Source organism: Micromonospora sp. WMMD975 (assembly GCF_029581215.1).
GTDB lineage: Bacteria > Actinomycetota > Actinomycetes > Mycobacteriales > Micromonosporaceae > Micromonospora.
In genome coordinates this window covers 1,163,041-1,180,079 of the sequence record NZ_CP120739.1, presented here as the reverse complement: position 1 = coordinate 1,180,079, position 17,039 = coordinate 1,163,041, and the positions used below count along the sequence as shown (strand labels likewise).

General features: G+C 73.8%; 11 protein-coding genes. 4 read left to right on the top strand and 7 right to left on the bottom strand.

Features of this window, described 5'->3' with window-relative positions; all coding sequences use genetic code 11:
* The first annotated feature begins 142 nt into the window (after positions 1–142).
* Complete coding sequence (locus O7613_RS05210) at positions 143–1,312, top strand: hypothetical protein (protein WP_282292458.1); 1,170 nt, start codon at positions 143–145, stop codon at positions 1,310–1,312.
* A gap of 13 nt (positions 1,313–1,325) precedes the next feature.
* On the opposite strand, the gene O7613_RS05205 is transcribed toward O7613_RS05210, so the two are convergent.
* The 4 genes from O7613_RS05205 to O7613_RS05190 all read right to left on the bottom strand — a co-directional run bounded on the left by O7613_RS05205 (position 1,326) and on the right by O7613_RS05190 (position 7,971).
* Positions 1,326–3,191 (bottom strand): hypothetical protein, encoded by a 1,866-nt coding sequence (locus O7613_RS05205; RefSeq protein ID WP_282292457.1) that lies wholly within the window; start codon positions 3,189–3,191, stop codon positions 1,326–1,328.
* A gap of 75 nt (positions 3,192–3,266) precedes the next feature.
* Positions 3,267–4,523, bottom strand: coding sequence for a nucleotide sugar dehydrogenase (locus O7613_RS05200; protein ID WP_281583929.1), 1,257 nt, complete (start codon positions 4,521–4,523; stop codon positions 3,267–3,269).
* A 79-nt stretch (positions 4,524–4,602) separates the two neighbouring features.
* On the bottom strand, positions 4,603–6,189 hold the full coding sequence (locus tag O7613_RS05195) for a glycosyltransferase family 4 protein (protein WP_282292456.1): 1,587 nt from the start codon (positions 6,187–6,189) through the stop codon (positions 4,603–4,605).
* 96 nt (positions 6,190–6,285) lie between these two features.
* Positions 6,286–7,971 carry a glycosyltransferase gene (locus O7613_RS05190; RefSeq protein ID WP_282292454.1) on the bottom strand — a complete coding sequence of 562 codons (1,686 nt, stop codon included), beginning with the start codon at positions 7,969–7,971 and terminating at the stop codon, positions 6,286–6,288.
* Positions 7,972–8,385: 414 nt separating this feature from the next.
* Here O7613_RS05190 and wecB point away from each other — a divergent pair, with 414 nt between their 5' ends.
* Genes wecB through O7613_RS05175 form a run of 3 tightly spaced genes read left to right on the top strand, consistent with a single transcriptional unit; the run spans position 8,386 to position 13,058 of the window.
* Entirely contained in the window at positions 8,386–9,483 is a 1,098-nt protein-coding gene (wecB, locus tag O7613_RS05185; RefSeq protein WP_282292452.1) for a UDP-N-acetylglucosamine 2-epimerase (non-hydrolyzing), read from the top strand.
* A 12-nt stretch (positions 9,484–9,495) separates the two neighbouring features.
* Positions 9,496–10,920 (top strand): glycosyltransferase, encoded by a 1,425-nt coding sequence (locus O7613_RS05180; RefSeq protein WP_281583933.1) that lies wholly within the window; start codon positions 9,496–9,498, stop codon positions 10,918–10,920.
* Positions 10,917–13,058 carry a glycosyltransferase gene (locus O7613_RS05175; protein ID WP_282292450.1) on the top strand — a complete coding sequence of 714 codons (2,142 nt, stop codon included), beginning with the start codon at positions 10,917–10,919 and terminating at the stop codon, positions 13,056–13,058. The genes O7613_RS05180 and O7613_RS05175 overlap by 4 nt, the downstream gene beginning before the upstream one ends.
* An 81-nt stretch (positions 13,059–13,139) precedes the next feature.
* Here the strand turns inward: O7613_RS05175 and O7613_RS05170 are convergent, their stop codons facing one another.
* From O7613_RS05170 to O7613_RS05160, 3 genes are all read right to left on the bottom strand, one after another.
* Positions 13,140–14,690, bottom strand: coding sequence for a glycosyltransferase family 4 protein (locus O7613_RS05170; protein ID WP_282292449.1), 1,551 nt, complete (start codon positions 14,688–14,690; stop codon positions 13,140–13,142).
* A 163-nt stretch (positions 14,691–14,853) separates the two neighbouring features.
* The gene (locus O7613_RS05165; RefSeq protein ID WP_281583936.1) at positions 14,854–15,885 is read right to left on the bottom strand and encodes a Gfo/Idh/MocA family oxidoreductase; all 1,032 of its coding nucleotides are present in this window, start codon (positions 15,883–15,885) and stop codon (positions 14,854–14,856) included.
* Positions 15,882–16,994, bottom strand: coding sequence for a DegT/DnrJ/EryC1/StrS family aminotransferase (locus O7613_RS05160; protein ID WP_281583937.1), 1,113 nt, complete (start codon positions 16,992–16,994; stop codon positions 15,882–15,884). The genes O7613_RS05165 and O7613_RS05160 overlap by 4 nt, the downstream gene beginning before the upstream one ends.
* Positions 16,995–17,039: the final 45 nt, after the last annotated feature.

The following is a 17,039-nucleotide window of genomic DNA, read 5'->3' as shown; positions in this document are numbered from 1 at the left end:
GTACCGATACACCTGTTGCTAACCTCCATCCCTGGCCGGCGCGGGCGAGGGCGCGCGCCCGACCCGACCGGCGTCCCGGCGCCCCCGGGGACGCGCTGCCGGCGACCCGCTCGACCTCCCTGCGAACAGGACGAAAATGGACATGGTGACGACAAGCGAGCGCCCGCCGTCCGCGCCGGAGCCGGTCGACCCGCCGGCGCCGGGCGGGCCCGCCGCGCGGATCCGCGCCGCCGTCCGGTACGCCCTGCCCGCGCTCGTCGGCTGGACCGTGGTACGCCTGCTCGGCCTGCTCAGCATCTGGCTCTGGGCCCGGAGCACCGGTCGCGGCACGGTCGGCGAGCTGACCCGCTCCGACGGCGTCTGGTATCTGGGCATCGCGCGCGACGGTTACGACGGCGCCGCGCAGTTGCACAGCAACATGGCGTTCTTCCCGCTGTACCCGGGCCTGACCGCCGGGCTGGACACGGTCACGCCGTTCGACCTGCGGCACACCGCCCTGCTGGTGTCGTGGGTGGCGGGGTTCGCCGCCGCCTGGGGGCTGTTCGCCGTCGGCGCCCACGTGTACGACCGCCGCGTCGGGGTGGTCCTCGCCGTGCTCTGGGGCGTGCTGCCGCACGCCGCGGTGCAGCTCATGTCGTACAGCGAGGGGTTGTTCACGGCGCTCGCGGCGTGGTCGCTGTACGCGCTGCTGCGCCGGCACTGGCTGACCGCCGGCGCGCTCTGCCTGCTCGCCGGCCTCACCCGGCCGACCGGTTCCTCACTCATCGGGGTGGTCGGCCTGGCCGCGCTGATCGCGGTGATCAGGCGTCGGGACGGGTGGCGACCGTGGGCGGCGATGCTGCTCGCGCCCGCCGGCTGGCTGGGCTACCTGGCGTGGGTCGGCTGGCGCACCGGCCGCCCGGACGGCTGGTTCCGGATCCAGGGCGAGGGTTGGGGTTCCTCCTTCGACCTCGGCGTGAACACCGTCCAGCGGGCCCGTGAGGTGCTCAGCAAGCCGTCGGAGCTGGAGTTCTACGTGGTCACGCTGGTGGCGGTGCTGGCGATCATGCTGTTCGTGCTCAGCCTGCTCGACCGGCAGCCGTGGCAGTTGCTGCTCTACAGCGGGCTGCTGTTGCTGACCACGCTCGGCGCCGCCGGCTTCTACCACTCGAAGGCCCGGTTCCTGCTTCCCGCGTTCCCGCTGCTGCTGCCCGCCGCGGTGGCGCTGGCGCGCGCCGGTCGGGCCCGGGCGGCGACCGTGCTGACCACCCTCGCGCTGGTGTCCGCCTACTTCGGCGGCTACCTGCTGCTGATCTGGCGGTTCTCGCCGTGATCCGGCAGCCGGCTCAGCGGGTGTACCGGCGGACGTCCCAGAGCCACACGTCGTCCACCCGGGCACCGGGCCCGTACAGCGCGTCGAGCACGGCACGCAGCCGCGCCGCGCGGGGGTGCGCCGCCGGCAGCGCCAGCGCGTCGGCCCGCCAGTAGCGCGCGTCGGCGAGCGCCCGCTCCCGGTCCGCCGGGCCGGGATCCGGGGACCGCGTCCCCTTGTCGACGGCGGTGAGCAGCATCGCGGTCGGTTGCGGCCGGACCCCCCACCGGCCGGTCGGGTCGGTCTTCGACACCGGGCCCAGGAAATAGCCCTGCGGCACGGCGAAACCGGCGTGCGCGGCGGAACTCCACCACACCGACGTCATGTTGTCCACCGGGACGGGCACCAGGGTCCGGCCCGGGGTGACGTGGTCCCGCCAGGCACCCGAGGTGACGAACGCCGGCACCGGCGCCCGGCGCTGCACCGGCAGCGGCGTCGGCGCCACCGGCACCAGCGCCGCCAGCAGCGCGGCGCCGCCGAGCGCGGCGACCAGCCGGTCCGCCGGGGCCGACCGCCGGGCGAGCCCCGCCAGCCGGTCGACGGTGAGCGCCAGCAGCACCCCGACGGCCGCCGTGGTGATCAACCCGAACCGGGCCACCACGAGCGAGTCGAACACCGGCAGGTTCTGGACCAGGGCGAAGGGCGCGGGCACCGAGGAGTGCCGGGGGCCCCAGGTCCACCTGGTGCCCATGGAGAGGATCGCGGCCACCACCGCGACCAGGGCGAGCACCCGGACCAGCGGCTGCCGGCGCTGCCAGAGCACGGCCGCGACCAGCAGGATCACCAACGGCCAGCCGAAGCTGCTCGCCTCCTCGGTGGTGTTGGCGACCAGGCCCCGGACGCTGCCCGGACCGCCGCCCACCGACTCGGTGGCGTAGGTGACGTACGACTTCAGCGCCAGGACGAACTGGTCCGGCGAGCCCGGGTGACCCACCCGGTGCTGCGGGCCGGCGAACTGCATCCACAACGGGTACGCGCCGGCCAGCAGCACCAGCAGCCCGGCGACGGCGATCCCGCCGGTCAGCGGCCGGGCGGCGGCCACCACCCGCCGCGGCCGGACCAGCAGCCAGCCCAGCAGCCCGGCCAGGCACGCAAGCGCGGTCAGGAAGAGAACCTCCAGGCCGATGAAGAACTGCGCCACGACGAGCACGCCGAGCACCAGCCCGTCGCGGCGCACCCGGCCACCACGGGCCAGGCACACCACCCGCCAGACGAGGAACGGCACCAGCCACTGGGCGGTGATGTGCGGGTGGCCGTTGCTGTGCGACACGAGCGCCGGGGCGAAGCCGCAGAACAGCCCGCCGACCCCGGCGGCGAGGTGACGCCGGACCAGGTGCCGGGAGAGCACGTGGTACCAGGCGTAGGCGGTGCCGGCCAGGTTGAGCGTCACGAACAGCAGGTACGCCGCCGGAGCGCCGGCGAGCACCGTCACCGGGGTGAGCACCAGGCCGGGAAGCTGCATCCCCACGTTGCCCATCAGGTTCACCCCGTCCGGGGCGTTCTGGAGCGTGGTGAAGAACGGGTTCTCCAGGTGCGTGACGGCGTGCGCCGCGTACGCCAGCATCCACTCGTTGAAGCCCTGGTCGGTCGGCCGGCTGCCGAGCAGCCGGCCGGGCACGTCCAGCCAGCCCCGACCGGTGACCAGCACCGCGCCGGCCAGGTAGACCAGGGCCGCCGCCACGTCGTACCGCCACGACCGCCGCCGCGGCCCGTCGGCCGGGTCGTCCGCGGGCCGGTCGGCCGGGACCGGGCGGTCCGCGACGGCGGCGGGCCGGTCGTCGGCCGGGCCGGCGAGGGCGGGGCCGTGCGGGCCTCGGGCGTCGGACCGGAAGTCAGTCATGACGCCCGATGCTACGAGCGACCGTGATGCCCTTAGCGTAACCGGGGCATCACGGAGTGTCGCGACACCTGCGGGTCAGAGCCGGTGCGCGGCGTCGCCCGTCGTCACGCCCCGGGTGTCGAAGAACCGCTTGGCCCGCCCGACGAGCGCGTCGACGTCGTACGAGCGATGGTTCTGCACCAGAATGACCAGGTCCGCCGCGGCGACGGCGGCCTCCAGGTCCTCGGCGCGGGGCACGCTGCCACCGAGGGCCTGCCAGTGCTCCACGTGCGGGTCGTGATAGCTGAGCTTCGCGCCGAGGCCGTGCAGCAGGCGGGCCAGCGGCACGGCCGGCGACTCGCGCTGGTCGGCGATGTCCGGCTTGTAGGTCACGCCGAGCAGCAGCACCGAGGAGCCGTTCGCGGCCAGGCCGGCGTCGTTGAGGATGTCCTGCGCGCGGCGGACCACGTACGACGGCATGGTCGCGTTGATCTCCTGGGCCAGCTCCACGAACCGGAACGGGTAGCCCAACCGGGCCCGCACGTTGTGGCTGAGGTAGTTGGGGTCGATCGGGATGCAGTGCCCGCCGACGCCCGGCCCCGGATAGAACGCCTGGAACCCGAACGGCTTGCTGCTCGCCGCGTTGATCACGTCCCACAGGTCGATGCCGAGCTGGTGGCAGAACCGCGCCATCTCGTTGACGAGCGCGATGTTGACGTGCCGGTAGGTGTTCTCCAGCAGCTTGGCCGTCTCCGCCTCGCGGGTGCCCTTGGTACGCACCACCGTGTCGACGAAACGCCCGTAGAACGCCGCCGCCCGGTCGCCGCAGGCCGGGGTGTGGCCGCCGACCACCTTGGGGGTGTTGCGCGGGCCGAAGCGCTCGTTGCCCGGGTCGATCCGCTCCGGGGAGAAGGCCAGGTGGAAGTCGGTCCCGGCACGCAGGCCGGACTCCTCCAGGATGGGCCGGACGATCTCGTCGGTCGTCCCCGGGTAGGTGGTCGACTCCAGCACCACGAGCATGCCGGCGCGCAGGTTGCGGGCCACCGCCCGGGTGGCCGACTCGACGGCGGCGAGGTCCGGCCCGCCGTCCTCGGACAGCGGCGTCGGCACGCAGATCACCGCCGTGTCCGCGGTGGCGATCTCGGCCTCGTCGGCCGTCGCCCGGAAGCCGGCGGCCAGCATCTCGGCGATGTCGGCGTCGGCGAGGTCGTCGACGTGGGACCGGCCGGCGTTCAAAGCGTCGACCACGCTGCCCTTGACGTCGAACCCGAGCACCGAGGCGCCGGCGCGGACGGCCTCCCGGGCCAGCGGGAGCCCGACGTAGCCCAGGCCGAGAATCACCACATCTGTCATTTCATGTCCCTTGTGCGTCGCTGGTCCGGCGGAGGAGGGGTGGGCGCGCCAGCCGTGGGCATGCTACCCGCTGCCACCCTCACACCCGGGTCAGCTCGTCCGTGGCGGGCCGCCCGTCCGACGCCGGCAGCGCCGGGCGTCGGCCCGCCGGAGCCAGCCGGTGGTAGAGGCCGTTCTGCACCTTGGCCTGCTCCTCCCACGTCCACGCCGCGAGATCCATCGACGCGTACGCCGCGCGGTAACGCTGCGGATCGGCCACCACCGCCTCGATCGCCCGGACGTACTCGTCGGTGTCGTCGACCCGGAAGACCTCGCCCTGCCCGGTCTGCCGCACCGTCTCGGCCATCGTCTCGACGTCGCTGACCACGATCGGCAGCCGCGCGTGGGAGTACTCGAAGAACTTGGTGATCAACTGGATCTCGTGGTTGAGCCAGTGGTGGATCGGGATGACCCCGACCGTGGCGGTGGAGAGGAACCCGACCACCTCGGCCGGCGACACGTACGGCAGCACGTGCAACCGGTCGGCCACCCCCAGCTCGTCGGCCCGCTTCTTCAGGCTGGTCAGGTAGGGGCCGTCCGGCGCGTTCACCACGAACGCCAGATGCGTCCCGGGCAGCCGGGGCAGGGCCTCCACCATCACGCCCATGCCGCGGTGCGCCGCCGCCGCGCCGCTGTAGACCACGAGCGGCACATCCGGGCCGAGCCCGCAGGCGCTGCGGATGTCCGGGCCGGTGCCGGCGGCGCCGAGCGCGTCGGCCGCATGCGGGGTGTTCAGCACGACCGAGGGCAGCTCGGGCAGGTCGTGATCCCGCCGGAGGAACTCGGCGAGCCGCTCGGACACCGTGATGACGGCGTCGGCGTGCCGGGCGTACTCGTGCTCGTGGGCGCGGTTGGCCACCATCCACCGGGCGTTGTCCGCGCGCGGCTTCACCCCGGGCAGATACTCGTGGACGTCCCAGATCAGCTTGATCGTGCGGCCCTTGGCCGCCGCGCGGATCTTGGCGCGGGCGCCGACCCCGATCATCCGGAAGTCGTTGGCGTAGATGATGTCCGGCTTGAGCTCGTCGACCGTCCGGCCGAACGCCAGCTCGTAGTCCCAGAGCTGCGGCTCCAGCTTGCGCCACGCCCGGTCGCCACGCAGCCGGAGCTGCGCCCAGGTGTAGACGCGGTCCGACGGGGTGCTCAACGTCTTACGGCTCGTCTGCCCCCGGGTGAGCTGCCAGTGCCGGAACGAGACCCACTTCCGGGTCACCTTGGCGGCCAGCTCCTGCGCGCGCAGGCCCTGCCGGGCCAGCGCCGAACCACCGCCGGCCAGCGCCGCCCGGCGCACCCGCAGGTCGGTCTGCCAGGCCCGCACCTCCTGCTGACGGTACGCCGCCACACCCGTCGGCGGGTACGCCAGCGGCCCGGTCAGCCAGCGCCGGCGGAACTCGTGCCGGCGCTGCCGCAACGGACTCGCCATCCGCAGGAGCTGCACCTTCGCCGCCCCCAGCTGCCAGCTCTGCGGCTGCCCGTTCGGGGAGCGGCCGAGCAGGATCACGTCCCAGCCGGCGTCGGCGGCGGACATCGCGGTCTTCTGCACCCGAGAGTCGCCGTTCACGCCGTTGTCGACGAGTATCACGATCCGGGCGGGCGCCGACGGCGCACCTTCCCCCGTCGCGGCCATTGCCTTTTCTCCTCTGTCTCGAGGCCCATGCGACGCCGGCGTCACCGGTGCGCGGGTGCCCAACAGCTCTCGACCGGGCGACGCCTGCGGCGCCGCTCAGTTACCACCCGACGTACGAACGGTCCTATCCGTCACCAGCTGGTCGAACTGGCGCTCGACCGGTGGCCAGTCCCAGGTCGCGACCGCGTGCTCGGCGGCCGACTCACCCGCCTTGCGCCAGGAGTCCTCGGTCGCGGTCACGGCGAGGATCCGCTCGGCGGCCTCCGCCGGACCGTCGACCACCCAGTCCGCCGGGAACAGGCTGCGGGCCGAGGCCGGACGGCCGGCGAAGAACGGCCAGTCCCGCACCACCGGAACCGCCCCGCTCGCCGCACCCTCCACCAGGCCGCAGTGGAAGCTCTCCCGCACCGAGCTGCTCAGGATCACGCCGACCCGGGACAGCGCCGCCGGCACGTCGTCCACCTGACCGACCCGGACCACCGCACCGGCCGGTTCGAGCTCGGCGATGTCGGCCAGGAAGCCGTCCCAGTAGCGTCGACTGTCCGGGCTGGCGTCCGCGTCCAGGTCGCGCCCGAACAGCAGCAGCCGGTATCGCTCGTCGTGGGCCCGCAGGTGACGGAGCACCTCCACCGCCCACCGGGGATCCTTGGCGACCGCTTTGATGCCGACCAGGCCGAGCGTGAAGCGGGCCTCGTCGTCCTTGGGCCGGCCGAAGGCCCTCAGGTCCATCGCGTTGCTGATCACGTGCAGCCGGGTGCCGGCCGCGGTCACCGCCGGCACAGCCGCGACGGTGAGGTCACGCAGGTGGTCCGAGACGAAGATCAGGTCGTCCACCCGGGAGAAGTCGACCAGGTGCGGCCACACGGCGAACGCCTCGAAGCTGTGCAGCCGGACGATCACCCGGGTCGACCCCGGGTCGAGCAGCGAGAACAACACGGCGAGCGCGGCGCACCAGTCGACGAAGACCACGTCCGCCCACTCGACCTGCGGGGCGAGCCACTCGGTGACCTTGTCGCCGTACGTCGTGTCGCCGGCGAGGATCTGCTGCGCCATCGCGCGCCGGTTGTTCAGCAGCGGCACGTGGGTGCCGTCCTCGCCCGGGTCCAGGAACCGCAGCTCGACGTCCGGCCGCTCGTCGAAGTGCCGCCGGATGAGGTCGAGGAAACCGTGGTTGCCGTAGGTGACCATCAGCAGGCGCAGCGGTCGGTCGGTCGGCGGCGGGGCCGGCTCGCCCCGTCGACCCCGGGGCGCGGAGATAGCCCGCACCGCGGCGCTGGCGTGCCAGGGCGCCAGGAAACCCCGGGCATCATCGGCGAGCGGTGAGGTCAGGCGGTCGAAGTGCAGCCGCCGGTCGAACAACTGCCGCTGGGCGGCCTCGACGAAGCCGACGGCGCCGGCGACGTCGCCCCGGCCGAGGCGGGCGTCGGCGAGCGCCAACTGGGCGGCGACGGCGGCCGGAAGGCTTGGTGGCGTGCCGGCGTCGAGCTCGGCGACCGCCTGCCGGGCCAGGATCTCCGCCCGCAGCTTGGGACTTGCGACCCGGCGCAGCGCCGCGGCGGACACCCGGGCCGCCCGCTCCGGCTGCCCGGCCGCGAGCAGCCGGGTGTGCAGCAGGTCGGCGAGCCGGCCACGGGACCGGTCGGACAGGCCGGGAGCGGTGACCGCCGCGCCCCACAGGCCGGCGACCGCACGGGAGCGCATGGCGGCCGGCGAGGTCGTCGCCCGCACCGCGGCGCTCGCCGCCCGGCGGGCCGACCGCTTGGCGGCACGAGGAAGACTCATTCCGGAACCTCCGTCCGAACCGTCGGGTCGCGAGGCACATCGAAAGCCATCGGGCGCGGGCCCCCTGCTGCCGGAACGGTCGCCAGAGCGGTGACGGACGGTTGGTCGGGACGAGTTTGCCACAGCGCTCGACACACCTCCAAACCGACGTTCGCTCCCGGAACAGGCGCTCAACATCTGGCATCATGTGGCACGGTCGAGGCCGAACGGCACGAACGTGACGAGGCGTCCGACCAGTCCATCCGGCGGCGACGGACCCGGGGCCCGGCGGGCGGGGTGGCCCGCACGCCGACGGTGGCTAGACTTCTGGGGCCGGCGACGACCCCGCCGCCCCTCCCCCGCAGCGCCCCGCACCGACATCCGTATGCCCCGAGTTCAGGTGGAGCACCCCGAAGTGAAGGTCGTGACCGCGTCGTGAAGGTTGTCAGCATCGTCGGAGCCCGACCGCAGCTGGTGAAACTGGCGCCGATCGCCGCCGCCTTCGCCGAGACCACGCACCACCACGTCATCGTGCACACCGGGCAGCACTACGACGCCGACCTCTCCGACGTGTTCTTCTCCGGCCTCGGCATCCCCCGGCCCGACGTGCACCTCGGCATCGGCTCGGGCAGCCACGGCGAGCAGACCGGCCGGATCCTCGCCGCGCTGGACCCGGTCTTCGCCGCCCAACGGCCCGACTGGGTGCTGGTCTACGGCGACACCAACTCCACCCTGGCGGGCGCCGTCGCCGCGGTGAAGCTGCACCTGCCGGTGGCACACCTGGAAGCCGGCCTGCGCTCGTTCAACCGGCGGATGCCCGAGGAGCACAACCGCGTCCTCACCGACCACGCCGCGGATCTCCTGCTCGCCCCCACCGAGGAGGCCATGGGCCACCTGCGCGCCGAGGGGCTGGGGTCGCGGGCGACGCTCGTCGGCGACGTGATGGTCGACGTCTGCCAGCGCGTACGCGACCGGGTGCACGCCGACGGCGAGCCCCCCACCGGGCTGCCCGAGGGCGTCGACCCCCGCTCCCCGTACCTGCTCTGCACCCTGCACCGGGCGGAGAACACCGACGACCCGCGCCGGCTGGCCGCGCTTGTCGCGGCGCTCGCCGCCCTGCCCGTCCCGGTGGCGCTGCTGGCCCACCCCCGGCTGGTCGGACGCGCCGCCGAACAGGGCCTGAAGCTGGAGCAGGGCGCGATCCGGGTGGGCCGGCCGCTGCCGTACGCCGAGATGGTGCGCGCGGTGCTCGGCTCCGCCGGGGTCGTCACCGACTCCGGCGGCTTGCAGAAGGAGGCGTACCTGCTCGGCCGGCCCTGCACGACGCTGCGCGCCGAGACCGAGTGGGTGGAGACGCTGCACGACGACTGGAACCGGCTGGTGGCCGACCCGGCGGCGCTGGACGCCGACACCTGGGCGGAGACGGCCACCCGCCGCGCCCCGACCGCGCCGCAGGGCACGCCGTACGGCGACGGCCACGCCGCCCGGCGGGTGGTGCGTGTCCTGACCGGCTCCGATTCGACGAAAGAGTAGTTGTAGGCAACGATGCGCCATTCCCTCCCCTCCGCGCTGGGCCGCCTGAACCGTGTCGTCCGTCCCCGTTCCCGGGGCGACGCCCGGCCGCACGTCATCTACCTCGCCATCGGCTTCCCGCCGGCGGCGAAGAGTTCCGCCTACCGGCTGCGGGAGACCGCCAACCAGTTCGCCGCGCTCGACTGGGACGTCACCGTCGTGACCATCTGCGAGGAGGCGTGGGAACGCGAGTACGGGCTGGACCACAGCCTGTCCGCCGGCGTCGACCCGCGGATCCGGGTGGTCGAGCTTCCGCTGGTCCGCGAGGACCTGGAGACGGACATCCGCAACTTCTCCGAGGCCCGTTCGCTGCGCCCCCGGGAGTGGATCGAGCAGCAGCGCAAGCGGGACCTGGCGGTCTTCCCCGAGCCGGTGTTCGGCGGGTGGCGCTTCGCGCTCGAGAAGGCGGTGCTGCGGATCCACCGCGAGCACCCGGCCGACCTGCTGGTGGCAAGTTGCGCGCCGTACGTGAACCTGGCGCCCGCCTGGCGGCTGTGGGAGGAGCACCGGGTGCCCTACGTGGTGGACTTCCGCGACGGCTGGTCGCTCGACGTCATCACCGGCGAGGCGGCGTTCCCGGAGAGTTCACCGGCGGGGCGGTGGGAGAAGAAGGTGCTGGAGCAGGCGGGTGCGATCTGGTGTGTCAACGACCCGATCGCCCGCTTCTACCAGGAGCGCTACCCGTCCCGGGCGGACCGGGTGCGGGTGGTGCGCAACGGCTTCGACCCCGACGGGGTGCCGGCGGTCGAGCACCGGGCCGACCCGGAGGCGGGCCTCACCTTCGGCTACCTCGGATCGATCAACTTCTCGCCGGTCCTGCTGGACGAGGTCCTCACCGGCTGGCGGATGGCGCGGCGCGACGATCCGCTGATCGCCCGCAGCACGTTCGAGGTGCGGGGCCACATCGGCGCGGGCGCGCTGCGTGAGGCGAACGCCCACATGGAGATGCTGCGGGCCGCCGAGCCGGACGGCGTGGTCTTCGGCGGTCCGGTCGCCAAGGCCGACGTGGCCGGCACGTACGCGCGCTGGGACGCGCTGGTCCTGATGCTTGTCGGCGGCGCCTACGTCACCTCCGGCAAGGTCTACGAGTACGCGGCGAGCGGGCTGCCGGTGCTGTCCGCTCACGAGGTCGACCACGACGCGGCCCGGGTGCTGGCCGGGCACCCGCTGTGGACCGGGGCGGTGGGGTTGGAGCCGGTCCGGCTGGCGGAGAGTTTCCGCGCGGCCGGGCGGCTGGCGGTCAGCGCCACCGAGGCCGACCGGTCGGCGGCGCGGGCGCACGCCCACCGGTTCACCCGGGGCGCGCAGCTCATGCCCGCCGTCCGCGCGGCGACGGAACTGGCAGCCGTGCCGAACCCGCCGACCGGGACGGTCGCAACCGGAGGTGGACGGTCATGATCGAGATGCTGATCATCGCAGGCGCGGCGCCACGCCAGGAGGCCGTGCTGTCCGAGGCGCTCGGGCGGTTCCGGGCGCAGGGCGTCCGGGTCCGTCTGGTCTGCGGGTTCCCGCTGGAGCTGACGTCGCTCGACACGTCGTCCGCCGAGGTGTACGCCCTGCCCAAGGCCGAGGAGGATGCCCGGCTGAAGCGCCTCGTCGCCGGCGTGGAGCCCAGCCGGGCGCTCTGGCTGGTGGCCCGGCGGGACCGGACGGTCCGGGGGTGGGCGCGCAGCGCCGACATCCTGGTCTCCCTCGACTCGCTGTCCGTGCACACGGTGTGGGAGCTGGCGCAGCGCAACCTGCGGGCCGACGCCTGCCAGGGGTTGGGGCCGGCGGGTCGCGCGGCGCAGGCCCGGCTGGACGGCACGGCCCGGCGCCGGAGCGCGATGGCCGCCGCGACGTCCGCCCGGGCCGGCATCGTGGTGCGGGACACCCGGCAGAGCGCGGCAGTCGTGGCCAAGCGGTCGCTGCGGGCGACGATGGCGCCGGCGGTCATGCGCAGCGCCACCGGCGCCCGGTTCTGGCGTACGGTCGTCTCCGCGCCCGCCCTTCCGGACCGGGTCCGCGGCGGGCTGGCCTACCAGGTCCACCTGCGACTGCTGACGGTGGACCGGGCGGACCAGGCGGTCGAGGTGTCGGCCGCGGCGGTGCGCCGGATGCACGACCGCCGGGCCCGGGTGGACCTGCTGACCCGGGAGGCCAAGAAGGAACTCGGCATGGGCCTCGTCCCGGTGGGCCTGCGGGAGGCGGTGACCGCACAGCTCGCGCTGGCCGACGAGCTGCTCGGCAAGAAGAGCGCGCACAAGGCGGGCCAGGCGGTGCATCAGGCGCTCCGGCTGCTCCACCACCGGGTGCCGCAGCTCGAGCAGGCCGGGTCGCCGATGGTCGCCGACGCCGACGGCTACCTGAAGCCGCTGCTGGACAGCGCCGCCGGTCAGGCCCTGCTGCGACAGCACGGCCGGGCGACGCCGGCCGCGTCCACGCCGAGCGGGCGGCCGTTGCGACTGCTCGTGCTCGCCCGGGACGCGAGCCGGGACCACTACCTCGACCAGATCCGCCAGCGGTACGAGCTGGCGCCGGACACCGAGCTGCGCTACGTGCGGCTCGACGACGACCCGGTCAGCGAGCGGTTCGCCCAGGAGCGGGGCGCGCTCATCGAACACCGGCTCGGCGGTGACCAGGCCACGCCGTTCAGCAAGCGGGTGCAGGCGTGGCTCCAGCCGCACCTGGACTGGGCGGACACCGCGCTCGTCGACTCGTGCGCCGCCGCCGCCCTGGTGACCCTGAACGATCCGGGCGACACCCGGGTGGTCGTCCGGCTGCACAACTTCGACGTGACGGGCATCTGGGCGCAGCTCGTCGACATGTCCCGGGTGGACGACCTGGTCTTCGTCTCGGACCACCTCCGGGACCTGGCGCACGCGGCGCTGCCGCAGCTACGGTCCGGTCGGGGGCCGACGGAGCACGTGCTCGCCCCCGGGTTGGACCTGCGGGCGCACGCGCTTCCGAAGCCGCCCGAGGCGCGTTTCACGCTCGCCGTGGTGGGCGCGGACACCGCCGCGAAGGATGCGCGCTGGGCCGTCGCCGTGCTGCGTCTGCTCCGCGCCGAGGACCGGCGTTACCGGCTCCTGCTGGTGGGCGACGGCCCGGACTCGGTGACCGGCACGGTGAACAAGCGGCACCAGGCGGAGCTGGTGAAGGACCTCGCGGAGCTCGGGTCCGCGGTCACCTACCTGGACGAGGTGACCGACGTGCCCCAGGTGTTGACCGGGGTCGGGGTGATCCTCAGCAGTTCCACCCGGGAGGCGTTCCACTGCGCGCTCGTGGAGGGCGCGGCCAGCGGCGCGGTGCCGGTCGTCCGGGACTGGCCCTTCCTCGCCGACCTGCCGCACGGCCCTCGCACGCTCTTCCCGGCGGACTGGGTGGCCGAGACCCCGGACGACGCCGCGAAGCGGATCCTGACCGCCACGTCGAGCGACGAGACGTGGCGCTCCGAGGGCGCGGCGGCGGCCGACCACGCGCTGTCGGCCTGGGACTGGGCCGTGGTGCATCGCGGCTACGACGAGCTGTTCGGGCTCACCGGCCAACAGGGCTGACGACGGCAGAAGGCCCACCCCGGTCCGCCGGGGTGGGCCTTCTGTGTCGACGTCGGCGGACATCCACCGGCGTGGGGTGGGTCAGTGCGACACCGGATCCGCCGGCTGGCGCACCGGCGGCGCGACGTCCGGCCGCAGCCGGCGGTAGACGCCGTCGAGCACGGCCGCCTGAGCCTCCCAGGTCCAGCCGTCCAGCAGCCCCGGGCGGTCGTACGCCTGGCGGTAGCGCTTCGGGTCGGCGAGCACCTCCCGCACGGCCCGCACGTAGTCGGGGACGTCCTCGGCGCGGAACACCTCGCCCTGGCCGGTGGAGCGGACCGTCTCGGCCATCGTGCGTACGTCGCTGACCACGATCGGCAGCCGGGCGTGCGAATATTCCAGGAACTTCGTGATCAGGGCGAGCTCGTGGTTGGGCTTGTGGTGGATCGGGATGACCCCGGCGTCGGCCGGTGCGAGGAACTCCGACACCTGCCAGTGCGGCACGTACGGCATCAGGTGCACCCGGTCACCGACCCCGGCCTGCACGGCGCGTTCCCGCACCGCCTCGGACTGGGCGTTGTTGCCGCTCGGGTGCAGCGTGACGAGCGCGATGTGCACGTCCGGGAGCTGCGTCAGGGCGTCCACCATGGTGTCCAGGCCCCGGGACGGGTTCACCCCACCGCAGTAGACGAGCAGCGGGGTGTCCGGGCCGATGCCGCACCGCGCGCGCAGGTCCGGCACGGGCGTGTCGTGCCGGGCGTCGTCGGCGACCCGGGCCGGGGCGTTCAGGACGACGTCCGGCAGCGCCGGGAGGTCGTGCACCTCCCGCAGCAGCTCGGCCAGTGTCGAGGAGACGGTCACCACCGCGTCGGCCCGGGGGGCGTGCTCCGCCGTGTAGGCGATCTGCGCAGGCAGCCAGCGCGGGTTGTCGGGTCGGCCGAGGACGCCGGCGACGTACTCGTGGGCGTCCCAGACGACCCGGGTGGCCCGGCCGCGCGCCCGGGCCCGTTCGGCGGCGCGGACGCCGACGCCGGCCATCCGGAAGTCGTTGGCGTGGATCAGGTCGGGCTTGAGGTCGTCGATCACCGGGCCGAAGGCGAACTCGTAGTCCCACAGGCCGGGGTCGAGCCGCCGCCAGGACCGCGGCCCCATCACCGTCTGCCAGAACCGGATCGACAGCTTGGTCAGCGGCAGGTCCGGGTTCTGCTGGTTGGCGCGCAGCCGCTTCAGCTCGCCGGAGCGCAGCCGCGCCCACCGGGTGCGGATCTTGGTGCTGGCACGGGCGGGCAGCAGCAGCGCCCTGCCGACGAGGTAACGCCCCCGCGACCCGGCCCGGCGGACCTCGTCCAGGTGCGCCTGGCGCTGCCTCAGCTCCAGCCGTCGGGCCTTGAGCGCGTTCAGCCGTTGGGTGGCGTAGCGGCCCGGCCGGTACGCCAGTGGGCGGCGCAGCGACCGGCGCAGGTGCAGCGGGTGCTGGGCCAGCGGTCGCGGCACCGTGAGCAGCCGCACCTGCGCGCCGCCGATGCTCCAGGTCTCCTCCGGTGACGCTTTGCCGAGAATCCCGAGCAGGATCACCTCCCACCCGGCCTCGGCGGCGGAGCGCGCCGTCTTCTGCACCCGGGAGTCGCCGTGCACCCCGTTGTCGACCAACATGACGACCCGCCCTCGTGGGCGGGTGCGGTCCGGGTCCATCCCTGTCCTTTCGCGGTGTGCCGGGCCACCCGGCCGGGCGGGTGCCGGCCGGACGCCGGCGACCCGGGGATGACTTCGCGGCAGCGGCGGAACGTCGCCGCCGCCGCGGAAGCCGAAACTGGCGTCAGGCGGCGCTGCCGGCAGACTGCCGGGCCGCGCCCTGGGCCGGCGTGACCGAGACGACCTTGCCGTCCGCGGCGGACTCCAGCAGCCCGGCGGCGACCTGCACGGTACGCAGGCCCTGCCGCAGCGTCACGATGTCGCTCTGCTTGCCCTCCACCGCGTCCCGGAACCGCTCGTGCTCGACCAGCAGCGGCTCCCGCTTCGGGATGGCGTAGCGCACCATGTCGCCCTCGGCCACGCCACGGAAGGCGCGCAGCGCCTCCCACTCGGTGTCGATGGCGGCGTTGGCGTAGAAGGTGAGGTCGGCGGTGAGCGTGTCGGCCACGAAGCAGCCCTTGTCGCCGGTGACCACCGTGGACCGTTCCTTGAGCGGGCTCAGCCAGTTGACCAGGTGGTTGACCATCGTCCCGTCGGAGAGCTGCCCGACCACCGCGACCATGTCCTCGTGCAGCCGGCCACTGCGGGAGACCGTGCGGGCGGCCACCGAGGTGTATTCCCGGCCGGTGACCCAGGCGGTCAGGTCGATGTCGTGGGTGGCCAGGTCCATCACCACGCCGACGTCGGCGATCCGGTGCGGGAACGGGCCCTGGCGACGGGTGACGACCTGGAACACCTCGCCCAGCTCGCCCGCCTCCAGGCGGGTACGCAGGCTCTGCAACGCCGGGTTGTAGCGCTCGATGTGGCCGACGCCGGCGACCAGGCCGGCGGCCTCGAACGCCTCGACCAGTTTGGTGGCCGCCTCGACCGACTGGGCCAGCGGCTTCTCGATCAACGCGCTGACACCGTTGGCGGCCAACTCCAGGCCGATCGGCTCGTGCAGCGCGGTCGGGCAGGCCACCACCGCGTAGTCGACACCCAGGGCAAGCAGGTCGCTCACCTCGGGCACGACCGGCGCGCGCAGCGTGCCGGTGGTGTCGCCGACCGGGTCGACCACGCCGACCAGCTCGACACCGTCCAGGCTGGACAGCACCCGGGCGTGGTTGCGTCCCATGGCACCGAGGCCGATGAGCCCGGCCCGCAGCTTCCCGCTCATCGGGTCACCCCTCCGGCCAGGTTCGCGCCGTCGGCGATCCGCTCCAGCTCGGCCGCGCTCAGCGACGGGTGCACCGGCAGCGAGAGCACCTCGGCGGCGGCCCGCTCGGTCTCCGGCAGGTCCCACGGGCCCGGCGTGCCGGCCTCGGTCAGGTAGGGCTTGAGCCGGTGGATCGGCGTCGGGTAGTAGACCGCGTTGCCGATGCCCAGCTCGGTGAGGCGGGCCTGGGCGGCGTCGCGGTCGCCGCGCACCCGCACCGTGTACTGGTGGTAGACGTGCTTGGCGCCGTCGGCGACCGGCGGGGTGACCATGCCGGTGATCGCGGAGTCGAGGACCTTGGCGTTGGCCCGGCGCTGCTCGGTCCACCCGTCGAGCTGGCCGAGCTGCACCCGGCCGATGGCGGCGGCCACGTCGGTCATCCGCATGTTGGCGCCGACGATCTCGTTGGCGTACCGCTGCTCCATGCCCTGGTTGCGCAGCAGCCGCAGCGTGCGGGCCAGCTCGGCGTCGGCGGTGGTGATCATGCCGCCTTCGAGCGAGTGCATGTTCTTGGTCGGATAGAAGCTGAAGCAGCCGGCGGTACCGAAGGCGCCGACCGGGGTGCCGTTCAGCTCGGCGCCGTGCGCCTGGGCGGCGTCCTCGACCACGGCCAGGCCGTGCTGCTGCGCGATCGCCATGATCCGGTCCATCGCGGCCGGGTGGCCGTAGAGGTGCACCGGCATGATGGCGACGGTCTTCGGCGTGATCGCGGCGGCGACCGCCTCCGGGTCGACGCAGAAGCTGCCCGGCTCGATGTCCACGAACACCGGCTCGGCGCCGACCAGCCGGACCGCGTTGCCGCTGGCGGCGAACGAGAACGACGGCACGATGATCTCGTCGCCGGGGCCGAACCCGAGCGCCATCAGGCTGAGCTGCAACGCCGAGGTGCCGGAGTTGACGGCGACGCAGTGCCGGCCGGCGACCAGGTCACCGAACTCCTCCTCGAACGCCGCGACCTCCGGGCCCTGCACGACCCGGCCGCTCCGCAGCACCCGGACAGCCGCCTCGATCTCGGCCTCGCCGATGATCGGTCGTGCTGGGGGAATGAACTCTGGATGCGGCCCGACCATGGGCTTCCTCCTGTCGACGCGTGGTGCACGGGGGACGTTTCGGGG

What these genes read in the sequence shown, in the direction of transcription:
- O7613_RS05210 (WP_282292458.1), top strand. Translation starts at nt 143, where the DNA reads ATGGTGACGACAAGCGAGCGCCCGCCGTCCGCGCCGGAGCCGGTCGAC.
- O7613_RS05205 (WP_282292457.1), bottom strand. Translation starts at nt 3,191, where the DNA reads ATGACTGACTTCCGGTCCGACGCCCGAGGCCCGCACGGCCCCGCCCTC.
- O7613_RS05200 (WP_281583929.1), bottom strand. Translation starts at nt 4,523, where the DNA reads ATGACAGATGTGGTGATTCTCGGCCTGGGCTACGTCGGGCTCCCGCTG.
- O7613_RS05195 (WP_282292456.1), bottom strand. Translation starts at nt 6,189, where the DNA reads ATGGCCGCGACGGGGGAAGGTGCGCCGTCGGCGCCCGCCCGGATCGTG.
- O7613_RS05190 (WP_282292454.1), bottom strand. Translation starts at nt 7,971, where the DNA reads ATGAGTCTTCCTCGTGCCGCCAAGCGGTCGGCCCGCCGGGCGGCGAGC.
- O7613_RS05180 (WP_281583933.1), top strand. Translation starts at nt 9,496, where the DNA reads ATGCGCCATTCCCTCCCCTCCGCGCTGGGCCGCCTGAACCGTGTCGTC.
- O7613_RS05175 (WP_282292450.1), top strand. Translation starts at nt 10,917, where the DNA reads ATGATCGAGATGCTGATCATCGCAGGCGCGGCGCCACGCCAGGAGGCC.
- O7613_RS05170 (WP_282292449.1), bottom strand. Translation starts at nt 14,690, where the DNA reads ATGTTGGTCGACAACGGGGTGCACGGCGACTCCCGGGTGCAGAAGACG.
- O7613_RS05165 (WP_281583936.1), bottom strand. Translation starts at nt 15,885, where the DNA reads ATGAGCGGGAAGCTGCGGGCCGGGCTCATCGGCCTCGGTGCCATGGGA.
- O7613_RS05160 (WP_281583937.1), bottom strand. Translation starts at nt 16,994, where the DNA reads ATGGTCGGGCCGCATCCAGAGTTCATTCCCCCAGCACGACCGATCATC.